We start from the raw sequence: 19,585 nt of genomic DNA on the forward strand, positions 1-19,585 counted from the left end.
ATTTAGAGTAATAAATATTCAAAACATATATGCCATAATAATGATATTTAATATGCATAAATTTCATATGGAAAGTGAGTTTGTAATTTTTCTATTAATATAGTATTTATTTTAATTATAAATAACGTTACATTTTAAAGTACAGTCCTAGATTGTACCTTAGTACCATTACTATCGTTTATCTATATGCGTATAATACTCACAATAGGTTGATGGAGATATTTGGCATCAAAATTTTGGTGGCGATTTTTTATTATTAACTGTCTGTTAAATTAACTTTTGTGTATGGGGGTATATTAAAAGGAGTTTTTTATGATCAAAGAAATATCGGACTGGCATCCAGCGGATATAATAGCGGCGATACGCAAAAAAGGATCTTCTCTCTCTGCGGTCTCACGAAATTCGGGTTTAAGCTCAAGTACGCTGACTAATGCGCTAAAAAGACCTTGGCCTAAAGGCGAGTATATCATTGCAGATTTTTTGGATATTCATCCATCAGAAATATGGCCGACAAGATATTATGACCAAAACTCCGGAGAGAAGATAAATAGGGAAGCTAAAATAAGAAAAAAGATTAAAACTTGATTATGATAAGTCACGATAAGACATTTTTTAAATGATATGATTTTTATGTGTGCGGCTAACGCTATATTAGTAAGGAAAAAATCATGAATTTAGGCGCTTTGATTTCTGAAAGTCGCAATCCGGCCACGATGGATTTGGATAAACTCTCCACTTTGGAGATGCTAACCCGCATTAATGATGAAGACCGTAAAGTGGCGGCGGCGATCCGTTTGGTGATACCCAACATTGCTCGCGCGGTAGATTTAGCGGCTAAAGCTTTACAGGCCGGAGGTCGGTTGATTTATCTGGGGGCCGGTACCAGCGGGCGGCTTGGCGTGTTAGATGCCTCGGAATGCCCACCGACCTTTGGGGTGCCGCAGGGTATGGTCATCGGCTTAATTGCTGGTGGCCCCGGCGCGTTACTCAAAGCGGTGGAGGGCGCTGAGGATGATATGTCACTCGGCGAGCGGGATTTGCAAAATTTACAGTTGACCTCGACGGATATGGTGGTCGGGCTGGCCGCCTCGGGCCGCACCCCCTATGTCATTGGCGCGTTGCGGTATGCCCGCCAGCTTGGCTGCCCCACTGCGGCCATTTCCTGTAATCCCGATTCCCCTATCGCGCAAGAAGCACTAATCGCGATTTCGCCGGTCGTCGGGCCAGAGGCTCTGACCGGCTCGACCCGTATGAAATCGGGCACGGCACAAAAATTAGTGTTAAATATGTTATCCACTGGCGCGATGGTGAAGCTTGGCAAGGTCTATCAAAACCTGATGGTGGATGTAAAAGCGACCAATGTGAAATTAGTTGATCGTGCGTGCCGTATTGTGGTTGAAGCTACCGGAGCCAGCCGCGCAGAGGCAGAAAATGCATTGTCGCAAACTGAATTTGAAGTCAAACCGGCTATTTTGATGATTTTAAAAGGTGTCAGTGCGGAGCAAGCTCATCAGGATTTACAGCGGCATAATGGATATTTACGCGCTGCATTGTGAGGCTGATTTGCATGGGGCGATTGTCACCCTATTGCCCCTATTCTCATTGATTAAATTATCGATTAAATCTATGGAATTTCAATGACAAAGGTTTTGAGCGCCGAGCAAACTGACACGACTGAACCGCCAGCGGAAAGTGTCAAACGGGTTGTCTTCTTTGATTTAGATGGCACTTTGCATCAACAGGATATGTTTGGCAGTTTTTTGCGTTTTCTGCTGCGCCATTTGCCACTGAATATATTGTTGGTCATTCCATTACTGCCGGTTATTGGATTGGGGTTATTGGCGGGCGGGCGTTGTGCTCGTTGGCCAATAAGTTTATTGCTGTGGGCGCTCACTTTTGGCCGATCGGAAGCCCATCTGAAGGATCTGGAATTGCGCTTTGTGGATGATTTTCGCCAAAAAGTGACTGAGTTTCCGGTGGTTATGATGCGCTTGCGCCAATATATCGAGAGCAACGATACTCAGGTGTGGTTGATTACCGGTTCACCACAACGGCTGGTCGAGCAGGTTTATCACGATTCAGATTTTATTCATCATTTACGACTGGTGGGGAGCCGTATGGCGCGGCGCAATGGCGGCTGGGTGTTGCCACTGCGCTGTTTAGGGCCAGAAAAAGTGCTGCAATTAGAACAGCGCTTGGGGTCGCCACTGAAGCTCCACAGCGGTTACAGTGACAGTAAACAGGATAATCCGCTGCTGCATTTTTGCGAACACCGCTGGCGGGTCAGTAAAACCGGCGAATTACAACAGTTAGAATGAGTTACAGCTAGAGTAAGCCGCAGTGGGTGTCAAAGCCCAGTGAAGTTATTCATCACATTTCTCTAGTGAATCACATCATTTTCATGGTGACCGACCCGCCAGATCCGCTCAGCATGCCGCCCCAGTAACCACAAACTGATGCCGAGCAACAGGAAGAAAATAGTTTTCGGCATTGCATCCCAGAAAAATTCAAAGAAACGGGTATATAAGTTGATGGCCAAAAATGTCAGGCCAAAGCCGCGTAACATGGCGTCATCGCGCTTTAACCCCAGCCAGATGGCCGCCATGGCCGCGAGAGCAAATAATAAACTCCAATGGAGCAGTTCAATCTGGCGTATTTGATACCAATGGTCGATATCGCCGTAATTGCCAAAAATAGACAATAGCCACAGGGCAATAAATAGGTAAAGCAGCCCCATAGCCTGCGAAACCCTGTCCAGCCGACGTGCCGCCAGCTGCGGTTGTAATGCCAATGCACTGGCGCACAGCAGTAAACCAAAGGCGATAAAGCGGGTTGGGTAGCTCATTCCCAGCCAGTAAGCGCCCCAACCGGACATATAGCCGGTTTCTGCACCAAACGCATTACCCAGTGACAGCAAGGCAAATAGCCAGACGAGGGGCGCGCGGCCAAACCAGCCGACCGCAGCGTAAATCAGGGTGCCGAGCAACAATAATACCGAGATGCGGCCACTGCCATTATCTAGCCATACGCCAAGTTGGCCGATAGCAGCGGCAGTAAAAATGACACCGAGGAACAACACGGCCTCATTGCTATAGATTTTGCTGGCGTCTTGTCGGCGGCGGTGAAACCCCCAGCCGTAAAAGGCTGCCGCTAAGAGGCTGGTGACCGCCACCCGAACCGGAGGATCAAAGCGGAAAAATTGGCTGATCCAGGCTAATAGGAAAGTATCAGCCATCAAGCTGCCAATCGCGATGACCAGTGAGGCCAGTGCAGCAAGGAAAGCATAACCCGCTAGCCTGCGCCAGTCGAAAGGTTGAACCTCAATAGTGGCCAACAAACGCTGATGTTCTTCAGCGGGAATAACACTTTCTTTGGCCCATCCATCAAGGGTTTTGCGCACAATTGCCGCATTTTTCTTGCTGAGTTTCATTGCTCTGGCTTCCCTATATAGTTGCATATCATTTATGTCAGGAATGATTCTTACCTTGTCGGAACATTAACTGATCATTATATGTTGAGCTACTTTATAGTGAATTTAGTGGCGATAGTGATTGCTGTGTATAATGCACGCCGCAAAAGTGCCAGAGAGGTTAATGTGTCTACTGATAATAATTTGTCTTCTGAATGTGATTCGCCAACTGAATACAGTGATGAGTACTGGATGCAGCGGGCATTAGCATTGGCGTTGCGTGCGCAAGCCGAGGGCGAAGTTCCGGTGGGCGCAGTATTAGTGCTGGATAATCAGATAATTGGCGAGGGCTGGAACCGCTCTATTAGTGATAACGACCCCACCGCACATGCTGAAATCATGGCGCTACGCCAGGGGGGGCAAGCAGTGCAGAATTATCGTCTGATAGACGCGACTTTATATGTCACTCTGGAACCCTGTGTGATGTGCGCCGGTGCTATGGTACACAGCCGCATTCGCCGGCTGGTCTATGGCGCTAATGATCTGAAAACCGGTGCGGCGGGATCATGGGTGGATATTTTACGCCACCCTGGAATGAACCATCAGATAGAGATAACGGCGGGCGTGCTGGCCGATGCTTGCTCCCACCAATTGAGCGCCTTTTTCCGCTGGCGGCGCGAACAACAGAAAGCCTTGAAACGCGCCGCAACTGATACATAAGCCATACTCAAAGTCATTGGAATTGCAGGTAGGCAGCAAACGAAGGACAAATTGGTCGGGAACCGATTTGAACAGCATTTATGCTAGCCCGTAGGGTGAGCCTCAAGGATGAGGCTCATTAATTCCGATGAGCTTACTCAAGTAAGTGATTCGGATGAGTGAGAGCCGCTAACACCCCTGCAACTTCAAGTAAGAAGAGTATATTAATTATTGATTGACCAGCCGGGGCCAACAACCGGATAAGCTTTACCCAGTTCGGCTTCAATTGCGGCATGTTGAGCGGCTTTTTTCTCCCTTTCCTGCAAATATCCCTCCAGACTGACCTGATAGCGGCGGATGTTTTCGACGTAGTTATAGGCCTCGTGACCGCGGGCATAGCCATAGGTGGTGCTCGGGTAGTAGCGCTTTTGGCTCAACATGGGTAGCCGCATTTTTACATCCCCCCAACTGTCTGGATTACCATTTTGTTTTTTGGTCAGCTTGCGGGCATCAAGCATATGGCCATAACCCATATTATATGACGCCAGTGCGAACCAAATTCGCTCATCTTCTGGGATGGTCTCCGGCACTTTCTGCATCAGCCGTTGTAAGTAAACCGAGCCGCCTTTGATACTCTCTTCGGGATCAACCCGGTCTTTCACTCCCAAGCTACCGGCGGTGGCCCGTGTGAGCATCATTAGGCCGCGCACCCCGGTGGGGGAGGTTGCTTGTGGATTCCAATGAGATTCTTGATAGGCGATCGCGGCCAGTAATTTCCAGTCGATTTCACCGGCGTGCTTTTCAAATAAGGGCTGGAAAGAGGGCAGCACATTATCAATAGCGGAGAGGAATGTTTTGGTGTCGACATAATCAAAACTGCCGACATGGCCGAGATATTTTTCCTCCAGACGCGCCAGACTACCGTCTTCTACCATCTCACTGTAGAAATCAAGCATTGCCGCATACAGGCTATCATCATGACTTTGTTGGAAATACCAGGTCACCGGCTCTTCATCTGTGACGTCAAAAGCCACGGCCAATTGTGGGTGAATACGTTGCAGCAGAGCAATAGTGACAGAATCCCCAAGGGTATAGTCGAGCTTGCCATCCGCGACTTGCTCCAGTAATTCTTTACCGGAGCGATCAACCGACGATCCCCAGTTCAGATCTGGATATTTGGTCTGTTTAAGCTGTTTCAAGGTGGTCATATGGGCCGAGCCGGAGGCAACAATCAGTTGGCCTTTCAGGTCACTGAATGATTTTGGCCGCGGTGAACCCAAGCGGTAGACTAATTGTTGCGACACGGAATAGTAGGCAGGGCCAGTGCGCGCCCGATTAAGACGTTCGCGGTTATAAATCAGCCCGGCAGCAATGAGGTCGGCATCGTCACTGTCTAAAGCATCAAATAAGTCGTTGATATTATGTTGGGGAGTCATCACCAGCTTAACTCCCAGATAATCAGCAAACCGTTGTGCCAGCTCATAGTCGAGACCGGAAGGGCCATCTTTTCCGGTTGAGTAGATCAAGGGTGAACTTATGGTGCTAACTCGCAGTTCACCACGGGCTTTTATACGGTCCAGTTGCCCTTCTTGCCCATTGCGCCACGGAATATTGGGCCACAACGCAAGAGCCAGAAGCAAGGCAACTACCCCGATGACAAAGTAATTTAATTTTATGCGCGTCAAATAGTTATCTCTCGGCAGCGCTCTTTATATGTGTATTTTGAAGCATAATTCGACATGGTTAAATCCCCAGTAGAGCGGCATTTTGCGTAATAATTCGTCAGTGTGCAACTTTATTGCGAGCTTATTGATCCGGTATTCAATGTATATCTCTAACAAAGTTTTCTGACGTAATTATGAATAATAGCTACGCAAACGGTTTCGTCGGCGGCTTAGATTCACTATAATGGCGCGCGTTTTCCCCTGTTTTGCGCCAATGCATGCTGCGCCCAATGAAGTGCTGTCCCAGTCGCTTCGAAGAGAGAGAAACTTAGATTATGGAAATACTGCGTGGTTCGCCCGCTTTGTCGGCTTTTCGAATTACCAAACTGCTGTCCCGCTGCCAGGATGCTCATCTGCCGGTAGATGATGTCTACGCCGAATATGTTCACTTTGCTGATGTTAGCGCCCCCTTGAGTGCTGAGGAACACGCCAGACTCCAGCGGCTGCTTAAGTATGGTCCATCTCTCCCCGAACATGCGCCAGAAGGGCGTTTATTATTGGTGACGCCAAGACCGGGGACGATTTCTCCGTGGTCTTCCAAAGCGACTGATATTGCACATAATTGTGCACTGCCACAGGTTTTGCGCCTGGAGCGCGGTCTGGCCTTCTATATACAAGGCCAGAATCTGAGTGAAAACCAATGGCAGCAATTGTCAGTATTACTGCATGACCGCATGATGGAAACGGTCTTCACTGATTTGCAGCAAGCCGAGCAACTGTTCTCTCACCATCAGCCCGCCCCGGTACAACGGGTGGATATCTTGACGCAGGGCCGTAGTGCACTGGATCAGGCCAATATTAAATTGGGCCTGGCACTGGCTCCGGATGAAATTGATTATCTGTTGGCCGCGTTTACTGGCCTTGGGCGCAACCCGACAGATATCGAGCTGTATATGTTTGCTCAGGCAAACTCTGAGCATTGCCGCCATAAGATTTTTAATGCGGATTGGAAAATTGATGGCGTTGATCAGCCTAAATCGCTGTTTAAGATGATCAAAAATACCTTTGAACACACCCCAGATTACGTGCTGTCGGCCTATAAAGACAATGCTGCGGTAATGGAAGGTTCTCAGGTCGGGCGCTTCTTTGCCGCGCCAGAAAATGGCGTTTATGGCTACCATCAGGAAGAGGCGCATATCCTGATGAAAGTTGAAACTCACAACCACCCGACGGCGATTTCACCATGGCCGGGTGCTGCTACCGGCTCGGGCGGGGAAATTCGTGATGAGGGGGCCACCGGGCGCGGTGCTAAACCGAAAGCCGGTTTGGTGGGCTTCTCTGTGTCTAACTTGCGTATCCCCGGTTTTGAACAGCCATGGGAAGAGAATTTCGGTAAACCAGAGCGCATTGTTACCGCGCTGGATATCATGACCGAAGGCCCATTGGGCGGCGCGGCGTTTAACAATGAATTTGGTCGTCCGGCGCTGCTGGGCTACTTCCGTACCTATGAAGAGCGCGTAAATAGCCATAACGGCACGGAGCTACGTGGCTATCATAAGCCGATTATGTTGGCGGGCGGCATTGGCAATATCCGTGCTAACCATGTGCAGAAAGGCGAAATCACCGTGGGTGCTAAGCTGGTGGTGCTTGGTGGCCCAGCAATGAATATCGGTTTGGGCGGAGGTGCTGCGTCCTCCATGGCCTCTGGTCAATCTGATGCGGATCTGGATTTTGCTTCGGTACAGCGCGATAACCCAGAAATGGAACGCCGCTGTCAGGAAGTGATCGACCGCTGCTGGCAGTTGGGCGACCACAACCCCATCCTGTTTATTCATGACGTCGGTGCCGGTGGTTTGTCCAACGCCATGCCAGAACTGGTGAGTGACGGTGGCCGTGGTGGCCGCTTTGAACTGCGTGACATTCTTAACGACGAGCCGGGCATGAGCCCGCTGGAAGTGTGGTGTAATGAATCTCAGGAGCGCTATGTCATGGCCATTGCTCCTGCGCAGATGGCACAGTTTGATGAAATCTGCCGCCGTGAACGCGCGCCATATGCTGTCATCGGCGAAGCGACTGAAGAAAAACATCTGACTTTGAATGACCGCCATTTCGATAATCAACCCATTGATATGCCGTTGGATGTGCTGTTAGGTAACACACCGAAAATGCTGCGTGATGTCACCCGCCTACAGGCGCAGGGTGAGGCTTTGCAACGGGCTGAAATCAGCATTGCTGATGCGGTAAAACGTGTGATGCATTTACCGGCGGTAGCAGAGAAAACCTTCCTGATCACCATTGGCGACCGCACCGTGACCGGCATGGTCACCCGTGATCAGATGGTCGGCCCGTGGCAGATTCCGGTGGCTGATTGTGCAGTAACCAGCGCCAGTCTGGACAGCTACTATGGCGAGGCGATGTCACTGGGCGAACGTGCGCCAGTGGCTTTGCTGGATTTTGCCGCTTCTGCCCGCTTAGCGGTTGGCGAAGCATTGACCAATATTGCCGCGACCCAAATTGGCGAACTCAAGCGCATTAAACTGTCAGCTAACTGGATGTCCGCCGCCGGTCACCCCGGTGAAGATGCCGGTTTGTATGAAGCGGTGCGCGCCGTGGGTGAAGAGTTATGCCCGGCGCTGGAAATTACCATCCCGGTGGGCAAAGACTCTATGTCGATGAAAACTCGCTGGCAGGAAGGGGATGAACAGCGCGAAATGACTTCGCCGCTATCATTGGTGATTACTGCTTTTGCTCGTGTCGAAGATGTCCGTCACACAGTGACTCCGCAGTTGCGGACTGACCAAGGTGACAATGCGCTGCTGCTGATTGATTTGGGCGCGGGACATAATGCACTGGGGGCCACGGCGTTGACTCAGGTTTATCGTCAGTTAGGGGATAAACCGGCGGATGTCCGTGATGTGCAACAACTGGCGGGCTTCTTCAACGCGATGCAGCGTTTGGTCGCCGATCAAGCATTGTTGGCTTATCACGACCGCTCTGACGGCGGCCTGTTAGTGACATTAGCCGAAATGGCCTTTGCCGGTCATTGTGGTGTGCAAGTTGATATTCAATCCTTGGGTGACGATGCGCTGGCCGCCTTGTTTAACGAGGAGTTGGGGGCGGTGATTCAGGTGTGTGCCGAGCAGAAAGTCGCAGTGGAGAAAGTGCTGGCAGACCATGGCCTGACAAACTGTGTCCATTATCTGGGCCGTGCTGTTGAGGGGGATGTTTTTGACATCCACCGCGCTACTGAAGTGGTTTACAGCGAAAAACGCAGCACCCTGCGCTTGTGGTGGGCTGAAACCACTTGGCAGATGCAGCGCCTGCGCGATAACCCAGATTGCGCCGATCAAGAGCATCAAGCTAAACAGGATGAGCACGACCCTGGCCTGAATGTGAAACTGACCTTTGATCCCGCTGAAGATATCGCCGCACCTTATATTATCAAACAGACGCGACCAAAAGTTGCGGTGCTGCGTGAGCAGGGGGTTAACTCCCACGTTGAGATGGCCGCTGCTTTCCACCGTGCCGGTTTTGATGCTGTTGACGTGCATATGAGTGATTTACTGGCGGGACGCACTGATTTGCAATCTTTCCAGACTTTAGTCGCTTGTGGCGGTTTCTCTTACGGCGATGTATTGGGCGCAGGCGAAGGTTGGGCGAAGTCCATTCTGTTCAATGACCGCGTGCGTGATGAGTTCGAAGCTTTCTTCCATCGCCCAGAAACACTGGCGCTGGGGGTGTGTAACGGCTGCCAGATGATGTCTAATCTGCGTGAACTTATTCCGGGCGCTGCGCACTGGCCACGGTTTGTTCGCAACTTATCGGACCGTTTTGAAGCGCGATTCAGTCTGGTTGAAGTAGCAAATAGCCCATCCCTGTTTATGCAGGATATGGCCGGCTCTCGCATGCCAATCGCGGTTTCACACGGTGAAGGGCGGGTTGAAGTGCGTGATGCTGCGCATCTGGCCCTATTGGAACAGAGCAATTTGGTGGCATTACGCTTTGTGAACAACCAAGGTGCGGTCACCGAGCAGTATCCGGCTAACCCTAATGGTTCAGCGCATGGTATTACGGCGGTAACCAGTATCAGTGGGCGGGCCACCGTCATGATGCCGCATCCAGAACGCGTCTTCCGCACTGTCAGTAACTCATGGCATCCACAAGAGTGGGGTGAAGATAGCCCATGGATGCGTATGTTCCGTAATGCTCGTAAGCAATTGGGCTAAATTGACTTAATAGAAAAGGGCATCAGGTTGATGCCCTTTTTTACTTTTATACAATGCAAATTTTTATCTTATTACTCTAATCTAATATTAAATATTTGTTGTGATGAATCTTGGGCATTATTATAAGCCTCTACAACTAATTCGTAATATCCACTATTAACCTCATCCGTTAAAAGGGTAATATTTTCTGATGAATGGTTAATGTATCCGGAGGTTTCACCATATAAAATATTGCCTTTTCTAATATGAGCGGAGTAATTGATATATTCATTTGTGCTTATATTGAATTTAACTTTTGCTTTTCCTTCCAACAATGTATAGCTATCTTTTATATTATTGACTTCAAAGGTGGGGGGGGACATATATCCAGCCATCATGAAACTACTCGCCGGTTTAATTAATTTTGTTGTTACATTCATAACCTCAAGTGGTGGCTTGATGGCGTTAGCATTCAAGCAAATTATTATGAAGCCCATGGCGCTAGTGAATGTGGTAGGGATAATTTTCATGTGAGTACCTTTCTAATGAAAGATCAGTAAAACTTCGCAGTCAGTGCCTGTGAAGCCCTTATATAGGTATGAGCTGCTACCGGTATTTTTGTCTTCTGTACTTTGGCGATCTTCTCATTAGATACCAGAGCCAGAGCATTAGCGTGACTCATTCATTTCGGTGATTAAATCTCATAATTTATAACTCCATGGTGATTTTATGCCGCAGTTTGCAGAGTTGTGGTGAACGGCTGGGATTGAACGGAGAAATAAATAATATTACTGGGTGTCTAAAATAATTAACTGATTGATTACTAATGATTTAATAAATAATGTCGGCAAATCGCGACAATGGCCCTGGATCCTGTCTCAAAAAGGAGACATTTATCATATTGATTTATATGATTTTTATTTATGTGTAGATTAAGTGTCGGGTAATAGCGACAAAACGCGATTGAATCACTCGATTTGATTAGCAATAGTAGGACGATAAGTTGATGTTTAAATTTTTTTATAAATTATATCAATAAGTTAATATTATTTTAAAAAACCTGGCACGCAAGCTGCATTGTTAATATCAGTTGCTCATTCACCTCTTTATGATAGTCCCGCCGTAAAGCGGAATATGCACTTCATAAGCCACCGAATGATGCCAAAGACTGGTGCCTATCGTCCACCTACACCGATATTGTGTGAATGCACATATCAAACATCGGACGACACGTTGAGTGAGGCGCCGCCTATGTCCTACTGTGATGAGTAGTTCATCAATATTGGACATGTCTGGATGCTATTCGTCTCATCCTCCCGATGATTGCCTCGGCTTCATCAAACTGGAGACGATGTTTAAGGGCATCCACATATTCTGCAACGGGGCAATTTATTGCCCCGTTGTCACATCTATACCCGTCATACTGCAAGCTGCATGTGTATTGGCCGCCTTCCTGCAACTCGAATTATTTAGGGCATATTAGGGTCAAAGATACGGTAAAGCTTCCCGTTTTCACGGCAACTGACGATAAAAGCAGGCCTGATGATGATTTTGACGATAATAGATAAGCAGCCTTAATTAAAAGCACTTTGCTCACGCTAAGTGCTTTTTTTTTACTTTAATCAAGCGAACAAGTTCCAACCAAACGGATAAGTTGCGGACATGCCCGCATAAATTGGGCCACAGGCATTGTAATCCTGGCTGAGTCAGTTAGCATCACAACAGAATGATAGGTAATGAGATGATTTCGTTGAAAAGATGGCGTTTGTTCCCCCGTTCTTTACGGCAATTGGTACTCATGGCATTTCTGTTGGTGCTGCTCCCTTTATTGGTGCTGGCATATCAGGCTTATCAAAGTCTTGACCATCTGAGCACCCAAGCGGCTGACATTAATCGCACTACGTTGGCTGATGCTCGCCGCAGTGAAGCGATGACTAGTGTGGCGCTCGAAATGGAGCGCAGCTATCGTCAATACTGCGTGTTAGATGATGCAACGCTAGCTAAGCTTTATCAGCATCAGCGTAAACAGTACGCTCAAATGCTGGATACCCACGCCCCGATTCTGCCCGATGCCCGCTATTACCAGACGTTGCGTGGGTTGCTGACCCAACTTTCTGATATCCAATGTAAAAATAGCGGCCCAGAGCAAAATGCTTCAACTTTATTAGAGCAATTCTCCCGATCGAATGCCGAAATGGTGCAGGCGACCCGGGATGTAATCTTCTCCCGTGGGCAGCAGTTACAAAAAGATATTGCCGAACGCGGCCAATTTTTTGGTTGGCAATCCCTGCTACTGTTTTTAGTCAGTGTGCTGTTAGTGGTGTTATTCACCCGCATGATTATCGGGCCGGTTAAGGGCATCGAGCGAATGATTAATCGGCTGGGGGAAGGGCGGCCACTGGGCAATACCGCGCTGTTTAAGGGGCCGCGCGAGTTGCGCTCTCTGGCACAGCGTATTATTTGGCTCAGCGAACGTTTAGCCTGGCTTGAATCACAACGCCATGAGTTTTTACGCCATATCTCCCATGAGTTGAAAACGCCGCTGGCCAGTATGCGCGAAGGTACCGAATTGTTAGCTGATGAGGTTGCAGGCCCGCTGACTCAAGATCAGAAAGAAGTGGTGGCTATCCTTGATAATAGTAGCCGCCATTTACAATTATTAATTGAACAATTATTGGACTATAACCGTAAACTGGCCGATGGCCCTGGTGAGCTTGAAAATGTTGAACTGGTAGAAATGGTCGAAGATGTAATTTCGGCCCATAGCTTACCGGCACGAGCTAAGATGATTCGCACTGAGACGGATCTGAAAGCGGACATTTGTTGGGCAGACCCAACACTATTGATGCGGGTATTAGATAATCTCTACTCCAATGCGGTGCACTATGGTGAGGAATCCGGTACCATTTGGATTCGTAGCCGTCAGGTGAATAACCGCGTGCAAATTGATATTGCCAATACTGGGGCCTCGATCCCGGTATCTGAAGAAACAATGATATTTGAGCCTTTTTTCCAGGGAAGCCATCAGCGAAAAGGGGCTGTCAAAGGCAGCGGGCTGGGGTTGAGTATTGCTCAGGACTGCATCAAACGTATGCAGGGTGACTTGCAATTGGTGTCAGTGGATTACGCAGCAGTCTGCTTCCGTGTTGAATTGCCATTAACCGCCGAGAATGAATAAATAATGTACAAATGGTCTATGCGCAACATAATGAAAAAGACCGTCTTTTTGTCATGTCAGACATCAACTACTGCCAACAAGCTGGTGGGTAAATCTGGCTCGGGTATTTTTTGGCGAGCTTTGTTGCTGGCCCCGCTATTACTCACGGGATGTACTGATAATTCGACCGTTGGCCGTTTTTCCCAAGCCGTTCAGATGGTGATACCGGAAACGAAAATCATTGATTATCGAACTCTACCCTGCGATGTGCTGTGGAGTTTTGATGATAAAGAGACACTGGAAAACTCCCTTTATTGGCTGCGGGCGATGGATTGTGCTGAGCGCTTGGGGTCAACTCAAGCACGAGCATTAGCCGCGTCTTTACCGGTCGTCACGTGGTCAGCCGCCTTTAAGCAGGGTATTTTGGTGAGCAGCTCTGAGCCTTCAATTGCTGAGCGCCGTCAGGTGGTTGAGCGCTTAAACAGTTATACTCAAAGCTTCCCCGGCGCTGTGCGCCCACTAATTCAATTGTGGCGAGAGCAGCAGGTGCTGCGCATTTCTCTGGCTGAAGAGCGCACGCGTTATCAGCGCTTGCAAGAGGAGTCCGACGCGCAAATTGACCGTCTGAGAGAAAGCCAGGTTCGGTTGCAATATAATTTATTGGATACCACCCGCAAACTGGAAAATCTAACCGATATTGAACGGCAGCTTTCATCACGTAAGCAAATGCAAAATGAGATCCCGGAAACTGATGCGGATAGCAAAGCTGCCGCCGCAGCGGCACTTAAGCCAGCCGAGGCTGATTCTCAGCCAAAAGTAGAGCCAGTCAAACCGGTTGAAACTAAGCCTACGGACGTTAAACCGGCCAAAACCAAGCCGACTGAAGCCAAGCCGACTGAAGTTAAACCGGCTGAAGCCAAGCCGGCTGAAACTAAGCCAGTTGAAGCTAAACCGTCTGAAACTAAGCCAGCTGCGCCTGGCCCGGTTGAAAACAAGCCAACAGAGTCACCAGCAGACAATAAACCTGCGCCGCAACCGGGAGAAAAACCGGCTGATACTTATACACCGCCAGTTGTCCCCCCAACTGACGTTCCACCTGCGACGAATAAGGAATCTCATGACGCCACGCAAACCGGCCAATCTACTGCTGGTTGATGACGACCCCAGCTTACTGAAGTTGTTGGGGATGCGTTTAACCAGTGAAGGTTTTAATGTCACCACCGCCGAAAGCGGGCAGGAAGCATTGCGTTTGTTAATGCGTGAGAAAATTGATTTGGTTATCAGTGATTTGCGCATGGACGAAATGGATGGTATGGCGCTATTTGCTGAAATTCAGAAGCATCAACCGGGTATGCCGGTGATTATTCTGACCGCCCACGGTTCCATTCCTGATGCTGTGGCCGCCACTCAGCAGGGAGTGTTCAGCTTCCTGACCAAGCCGGTTGATCGCGATGCTTTATATAAAGCAATTGATGCAGCGCTAGAACTTTCTATTCCTGCCGGTGATGATACCTGGCGTGAAGAGATAGTCACCCGCAGCCCAGTGATGTTGCGCTTGCTAGAGCAAGCCAAAATGGTGGCGCAATCGGATGTCAGTGTGTTGATCAATGGGCAAAGCGGCACCGGTAAAGAAGTCTTGGCGCAAGCTATTCATGCTGCCAGCCCACGGGCGAAAAAGGCTTTTATCGCCATCAACTGTGGTGCATTGCCAGAGCAGTTACTGGAATCCGAGTTATTCGGCCATGCCAAAGGCGCGTTTACTGGTGCAGTCAGTAGCCGCGAAGGGCTATTTCAGGCCGCTGAAGGCGGGACACTGTTCTTAGATGAAATCGGCGATATGCCGCTGTCTTTGCAGGTGAAATTGCTGCGAGTCTTGCAGGAGCGCAAAGTGCGCCCATTGGGCAGTAACCGTGATTTAAGTATTGATGTGCGGATCATTTCAGCGACTCACCGTGATTTGCCCAAAGCAATGGCAAAAAATGAATTTCGTGAAGATCTCTACTATCGTTTGAATGTAGTGAATCTCAAGATCCCCGCGCTGCATGAGCGCTCAGAAGATATTCCGCTGTTAGCTAACCATTTGTTACGTGAATCAGCGAAACGCCATAAACCCTTTGTTCGTAGCTTCTCAACCGATGCTATGAAACGGCTCATGACCGCCAGTTGGCCGGGTAATGTGCGCCAGTTGGTCAACGTGATTGAGCAATGCGTGGCATTAACCTCTGCGCCTGTTATCAGTGAGGCGCTGGTTGAACAGGCATTGGAAGGCGAAAACACGGCGTTACCAACCTTTGTTGAGGCTCGCAATCAATTCGAATTGAATTATTTGCGTAAACTGCTACAAATCACTAAAGGTAATGTAACTCAGGCTGCAAGGATGGCGGGGCGTAACCGTACCGAGTTTTATAAATTGTTGTCACGCCATGAGCTGGATGCCAACGATTTTAAAGAATAACTGTTGTTAATCAATGACAACACTGACAACCGAGTTTAAATCCTAATGAGCAGATCACTTTCCATTGCATTAGCCCAGTTAAATTGGCTGGTCGGCGATATCGAAGGCAATACTGAACGCATGTTGCAGACTTTACATGAGCAGCAAAAGGCGGGAGCTGATTTAGTCATGTTCTCCGAGCTGGCTTTGTCCGGTTATCCGCCAGAAGATCTGCTGTATCGTGATGATTTCTACCAACGCTGTGAAGCGCAATTAAATCGCTTGCAGGCGGCAACGCAGCAGACGGCGGTGTTGGTTGGGCACCCATGGCGCGAACAGGGTGAGCTGTATAACGCGCTATCACTGTTCGCTGACGGTAAATTGCAGGGGCGCTATTTCAAACAGCAATTACCCAACTACGGTGTCTTCGACGAAAAACGCTATTTTTCAGCCGGTCATCAAAGTTGTGTCGTGGAGCTGAAAGGCTATCGTCTTGGCCTGCTGATTTGTGAAGATTTATGGTTTGATGGCCCGGTCGATGCGGTTAAAGCCGCGGGTGCAGAAATTGTGTTGTCTATCAATGCCTCTCCGTACAACCGGGAAAAACCCTATATCCGCAAAACGCTGATGGCGGCTCACTGCCAGCGCACTGGTTTACCACTGGTGTATCTCAACCAAATCGGTGGTCAGGATGAACTGATTTTTGATGGCTGTTCCAAGGTGTTCGATGCCGCCGGCAATATGACCCACCGTTTGGCGGCATTTGCTGAGCAAACCACTTTATTGCAGTTCAATGAGTGCGAAGTGGTGCCGATGACCGCACCTGCCGCAGAGTTACCGCCATTGGCCCAGGTCTATGAGGCATTGGTTTTGGCGGTGCGTGATTACGTGAATAAAAACGGTTTCAATGGCGCGGTTCTCGGCCTATCGGGCGGGATTGACTCAGCATTAACACTGGCGATTGCTGTGGACGCGCTGGGCAAAGATAAGGTTCAGGCATTGATGATGCCGTTCCGTTACACCGCCGATATCAGTATTGCTGATGCCAAAGAAGAAGCCGAAATTTTGGGTATCGAATTTGATGTGCTCTCTATCGAGCCGATGTTCGATGCTTTTATGGGACAATTGTCACCGATGTTTGCTGGCAGCAAGCGCGATACAACTGAAGAGAATCTTCAGGCGCGCTGCCGTGGGGTGGTACTAATGGCCTTGTCAAACAAACGCCGCAGCATCGTGTTAACTACCGGTAACAAAAGCGAAATGGCGGTCGGTTACGCCACATTGTACGGTGATATGGCGGGCGGTTTTGATGTGCTGAAAGATGTGCCCAAAACGCTGGTATTTAAATTATCCGAATATCGTAATACCGTTTCATACGTGATTCCGCAGCGGGTGATTACCCGGCCGCCGTCAGCGGAGCTGGCACCTGATCAGAAAGATGAGGATAGCCTGCCACCTTATGATATTTTGGACGCCATTCTCGAAGGGTATGTCGAGCAAGATAAGTCAGTTGCCGATTTGGTTGCTGACGGTTTTGATGAAACTATCGTGCGTAAAGTCATCCGCCTGGTAGATATCAACGAATATAAACGGCGTCAGTCTGCTGTCGGGCCGCGTATTACTGCCCGCAACTTTGGTAAAGATAGACGTTATCCGATTACATCAGGCTTTGGCCGCAAGAATTGGTAAAACAGGGATTCACCATGAAAAAAATTGACGCGATTATTAAGCCATTCAAACTCGATGATGTCCGTGAGGCACTGGCTGAAGTCGGTATTACCGGGATGACGGTGACAGAAGTAAAAGGTTTTGGCCGCCAGAAAGGGCATACCGAGTTGTACCGTGGCGCTGAATATATGGTGGATTTCTTGCCAAAAGTAAAAATCGAAATTGTTGTTGCTGACGATATCGTGGATACCTGCGTAGAAGCCATTATGCAAACGGCTCAGACCGGTAAGATTGGCGACGGCAAAATTTTTGTCTTTGATGTCTCCCGTGTAGTGCGTATTCGTACCGGCGAACAAGACGAAGAAGCTATTTAACTTCAGTCAGTTATCTAATAAGAAAGCCCGATCGTCACAAAACGATACGGGCTTTTTTTATCTCTAAAGCCAAAGTTATTGGCTTTAGTTTGTTCCACCTCGATAACAATGACTATTGGGCTGAAATTTTCCCTGGTGCCAGAATGAAATAGCCGTATAAATGAGTCTATCATATTGTTTTAATGGGTTTTTTTATGTTCCTCTTTGGATCGCCCTGCATAATGATGGCTGTTAAATTATTATTATTTTGAATATTTATAATGAAAAAGACCCTGGTGTTGTATTTCCGCACATCACCCCCACCAATATGCTTTAACGCAGCAGGGGCGTGTCACTAGAAAGATATAAACCGTAAAGGTTAGCGAGTAAATATCCAATTTCATTTTCTGCGGGTTTTAGGGAAAAATAGGCCAACAAATCCTGATTTATCTCCCGGATATAGTGAATTTCTTCACTTTGGATAATTTCCGCTAATATTGCAGGATCCAGCGGGTGGATCTCTTCACCATGGCGGGTACGCATTAATGCATTCGCCATATGAGTGATCGCCATAACACCTTGCTCACTCTGCACTGGCAATTGCCAAAAATACTCTAAGCGGTTGATAACCTGGTCTAATCCTTGGCCAATGTCACTATCAATAACCCCGGACTGACACAAAATATTAAGACGTGCATCAATACAAATCTTCAAAGAGTGGCCTCCTGAAAATAGCTTGGCTTTCTGCCAGATTGATATGATTAGTAGCGAGGTACTATCTCGCCGTGCTGTACAGCTCGCTGGTGGTTAAGCAGCAATGTTTCATTAATCCCTTTTTCCAGCAGTAATTTGATGGGGTGATTATCGGGCCGGATAAGAATAACGGCTTGCGAGGCTTGAATATAGCGCTCATCGCCTTGCAGCTTTATTGCCTGTAAATCCTCATGGGGAATATTATCTGCCAGATTCCAAATGGCGGCGTCAATATCACCACGATTTATATGTGCGATACAGTCGCTATAAGGTAATTCGACTAATTCGATAGGTTGCCCGGCAAATTTAATTTCAGTCAGCAAACATTGGTCAGGTGAACGCGGATCTAACCCGACTCTACGAATTTTATGCTGCTCACCACGGCGGCAAATAAGTTGGTGACCATCCACATAAGAACCATTGCCCAAATTCAACGCCAGTGCGACTTTTCCTTGATCGAGATAACTTTTAGCTGCCAGATGCGAAACCACCGCCATGTCATAAATGCCGTCTATCAGGCATTCAATTCGCACTTCTGCCCCACGCATATGGGCAAAATAAAGGGGAAGTAAGGTAAATTGCTCTCTTAAACCACTGGCCAAACCTTCATAAAGCTTGGTGTAAGGCAGTGGCATGGCGCACACCATATTGCCCAGATCCGCTTGTTGCAGTAACAGCGGCATATTCAGATCAACCAGTAAGGTTCCATTACGGCCACGGCGTTCAACAATAATAGCGCCATCCGCTTCCAGCACTTTTAAGGCATGCTGTACTACGCCGACGGAGATACCGAAATTATCGGATAACTCATCAATAGTTTTAAGCCGATTGCCAGGGCACTCACCAATTAGATAGCGCGCCATGGATACCAATGCCAATCCTTCTTTTTTTATGAATTTCTTGCTCATGGTAGATCAATTCAGCCTTAATTCACCCCGAATGACAGGGCAATGAATAGTGAGGGACAAAGTTAGCCACACTATTAATTTTCAGTTATATGAATATTTAGACATTCATCCGAATGTCTCATCGTGGCAATATTAAATTAGGATATATGAGATCTAAATCACGTTCTACCACATTTAAAATCGATAAGTATACCCTAAATAATTCGAGTTGCAGGAAGGCGGCAAACGAGAGACAAATTGGTTGTAAACCATTTTGAACAGCGCTTGCGCTGGCCCGCAGGGTGAGCCTCAAGGAGTGATTCGGGTGATTGAACGTAGCCAACGCGCATGCAGCT

The 19,585-nt window shown here is 48.3% G+C and carries 15 protein-coding genes; 10 read left to right on the forward strand and 5 right to left on the reverse strand.

What is annotated here, in order from left to right; translation table 11 throughout:
* The first annotated feature begins 312 nt into the window (after positions 1-312).
* From FTA91_RS16475 to yfhb, 3 genes are all read left to right on the forward strand, one after another.
* Positions 313-585: a helix-turn-helix domain-containing protein gene (locus FTA91_RS16475; protein WP_145536113.1), complete on the forward strand. Its 273-nt coding sequence runs from the start codon at positions 313-315 to the stop codon at positions 583-585.
* A gap of 83 nt (positions 586-668) precedes the next feature.
* The gene (gene murQ / locus FTA91_RS16480; protein WP_145536112.1) at positions 669-1,556 is read left to right on the forward strand and encodes an N-acetylmuramic acid 6-phosphate etherase; all 888 of its coding nucleotides are present in this window, start codon (positions 669-671) and stop codon (positions 1,554-1,556) included.
* A gap of 81 nt (positions 1,557-1,637) precedes the next feature.
* The gene (gene yfhb / locus FTA91_RS16485) at positions 1,638-2,318 is read left to right on the forward strand and encodes a phosphatidylglycerophosphatase C (RefSeq protein WP_050115791.1); all 681 of its coding nucleotides are present in this window, start codon (positions 1,638-1,640) and stop codon (positions 2,316-2,318) included.
* A gap of 62 nt (positions 2,319-2,380) precedes the next feature.
* On the opposite strand, the gene FTA91_RS16490 is transcribed toward yfhb, so the two are convergent.
* The gene (locus FTA91_RS16490; protein WP_050115792.1) at positions 2,381-3,430 is read right to left on the reverse strand and encodes a hypothetical protein; all 1,050 of its coding nucleotides are present in this window, start codon (positions 3,428-3,430) and stop codon (positions 2,381-2,383) included.
* Positions 3,431-3,556: 126 nt separating this feature from the next.
* Between FTA91_RS16490 and tadA the strand changes: the two genes are divergently transcribed.
* A complete protein-coding gene (gene tadA / locus FTA91_RS16495) occupies positions 3,557-4,129 on the forward strand; it encodes a tRNA adenosine(34) deaminase TadA (RefSeq protein ID WP_050115833.1) in 573 nt (190 codons plus the stop codon).
* A 203-nt stretch (positions 4,130-4,332) separates the two neighbouring features.
* Here tadA and mltF read toward each other — a convergent pair whose 3' ends face one another.
* Entirely contained in the window at positions 4,333-5,793 is a 1,461-nt protein-coding gene (gene mltF / locus FTA91_RS16500) for a membrane-bound lytic murein transglycosylase MltF (RefSeq protein ID WP_145583634.1), read from the reverse strand.
* Positions 5,794-6,107: 314 nt separating this feature from the next.
* Between mltF and purL the strand changes: the two genes are divergently transcribed.
* On the forward strand, positions 6,108-9,998 hold the full coding sequence (purL, locus tag FTA91_RS16505) for a phosphoribosylformylglycinamidine synthase (RefSeq protein ID WP_145583636.1): 3,891 nt from the start codon (positions 6,108-6,110) through the stop codon (positions 9,996-9,998).
* 71 nt (positions 9,999-10,069) lie between these two features.
* On the opposite strand, the gene FTA91_RS16510 is transcribed toward purL, so the two are convergent.
* Positions 10,070-10,507: a hypothetical protein gene (locus FTA91_RS16510; RefSeq protein ID WP_145583638.1), complete on the reverse strand. Its 438-nt coding sequence runs from the start codon at positions 10,505-10,507 to the stop codon at positions 10,070-10,072.
* A gap of 1,211 nt (positions 10,508-11,718) precedes the next feature.
* Between FTA91_RS16510 and FTA91_RS16515 the strand changes: the two genes are divergently transcribed.
* The 5 genes from FTA91_RS16515 to glnB are packed head-to-tail and all read left to right on the forward strand — an operon-like array spanning position 11,719 to position 17,610.
* Entirely contained in the window at positions 11,719-13,155 is a 1,437-nt protein-coding gene (locus FTA91_RS16515) for a sensor histidine kinase (protein ID WP_050115796.1), read from the forward strand.
* A 30-nt stretch (positions 13,156-13,185) separates the two neighbouring features.
* The gene (gene qseG / locus FTA91_RS16520) at positions 13,186-14,289 is read left to right on the forward strand and encodes a two-component system QseEF-associated lipoprotein QseG (protein WP_145536108.1); all 1,104 of its coding nucleotides are present in this window, start codon (positions 13,186-13,188) and stop codon (positions 14,287-14,289) included.
* Positions 14,252-15,589, forward strand: coding sequence for a two-component system response regulator GlrR (gene glrR, locus FTA91_RS16525; protein WP_005159455.1), 1,338 nt, complete (start codon positions 14,252-14,254; stop codon positions 15,587-15,589). The genes qseG and glrR overlap by 38 nt, the downstream gene beginning before the upstream one ends.
* Positions 15,590-15,634: 45 nt before the next feature.
* Positions 15,635-17,257 carry an NAD+ synthase gene (locus FTA91_RS16530; RefSeq protein WP_050115798.1) on the forward strand — a complete coding sequence of 541 codons (1,623 nt, stop codon included), beginning with the start codon at positions 15,635-15,637 and terminating at the stop codon, positions 17,255-17,257.
* Positions 17,258-17,271: 14 nt separating this feature from the next.
* Entirely contained in the window at positions 17,272-17,610 is a 339-nt protein-coding gene (gene glnB / locus FTA91_RS16535; protein WP_002231018.1) for a nitrogen regulatory protein P-II, read from the forward strand.
* A gap of 312 nt (positions 17,611-17,922) precedes the next feature.
* Here glnB and FTA91_RS16540 read toward each other — a convergent pair whose 3' ends face one another.
* Both FTA91_RS16540 and yhfZ read right to left on the reverse strand, forming a co-directional pair.
* Positions 17,923-18,303 carry a PRD domain-containing protein gene (locus FTA91_RS16540; protein WP_050115799.1) on the reverse strand — a complete coding sequence of 127 codons (381 nt, stop codon included), beginning with the start codon at positions 18,301-18,303 and terminating at the stop codon, positions 17,923-17,925.
* A 47-nt stretch (positions 18,304-18,350) separates the two neighbouring features.
* A complete protein-coding gene (yhfZ, locus tag FTA91_RS16545) occupies positions 18,351-19,250 on the reverse strand; it encodes a GntR family transcriptional regulator YhfZ (protein ID WP_050115800.1) in 900 nt (299 codons plus the stop codon).
* Positions 19,251-19,585 lie beyond the last annotated feature (335 nt).

The organism is Yersinia thracica, assembly GCF_902170565.1.
Taxonomy (GTDB): domain Bacteria; phylum Pseudomonadota; class Gammaproteobacteria; order Enterobacterales; family Enterobacteriaceae; genus Yersinia; species Yersinia thracica.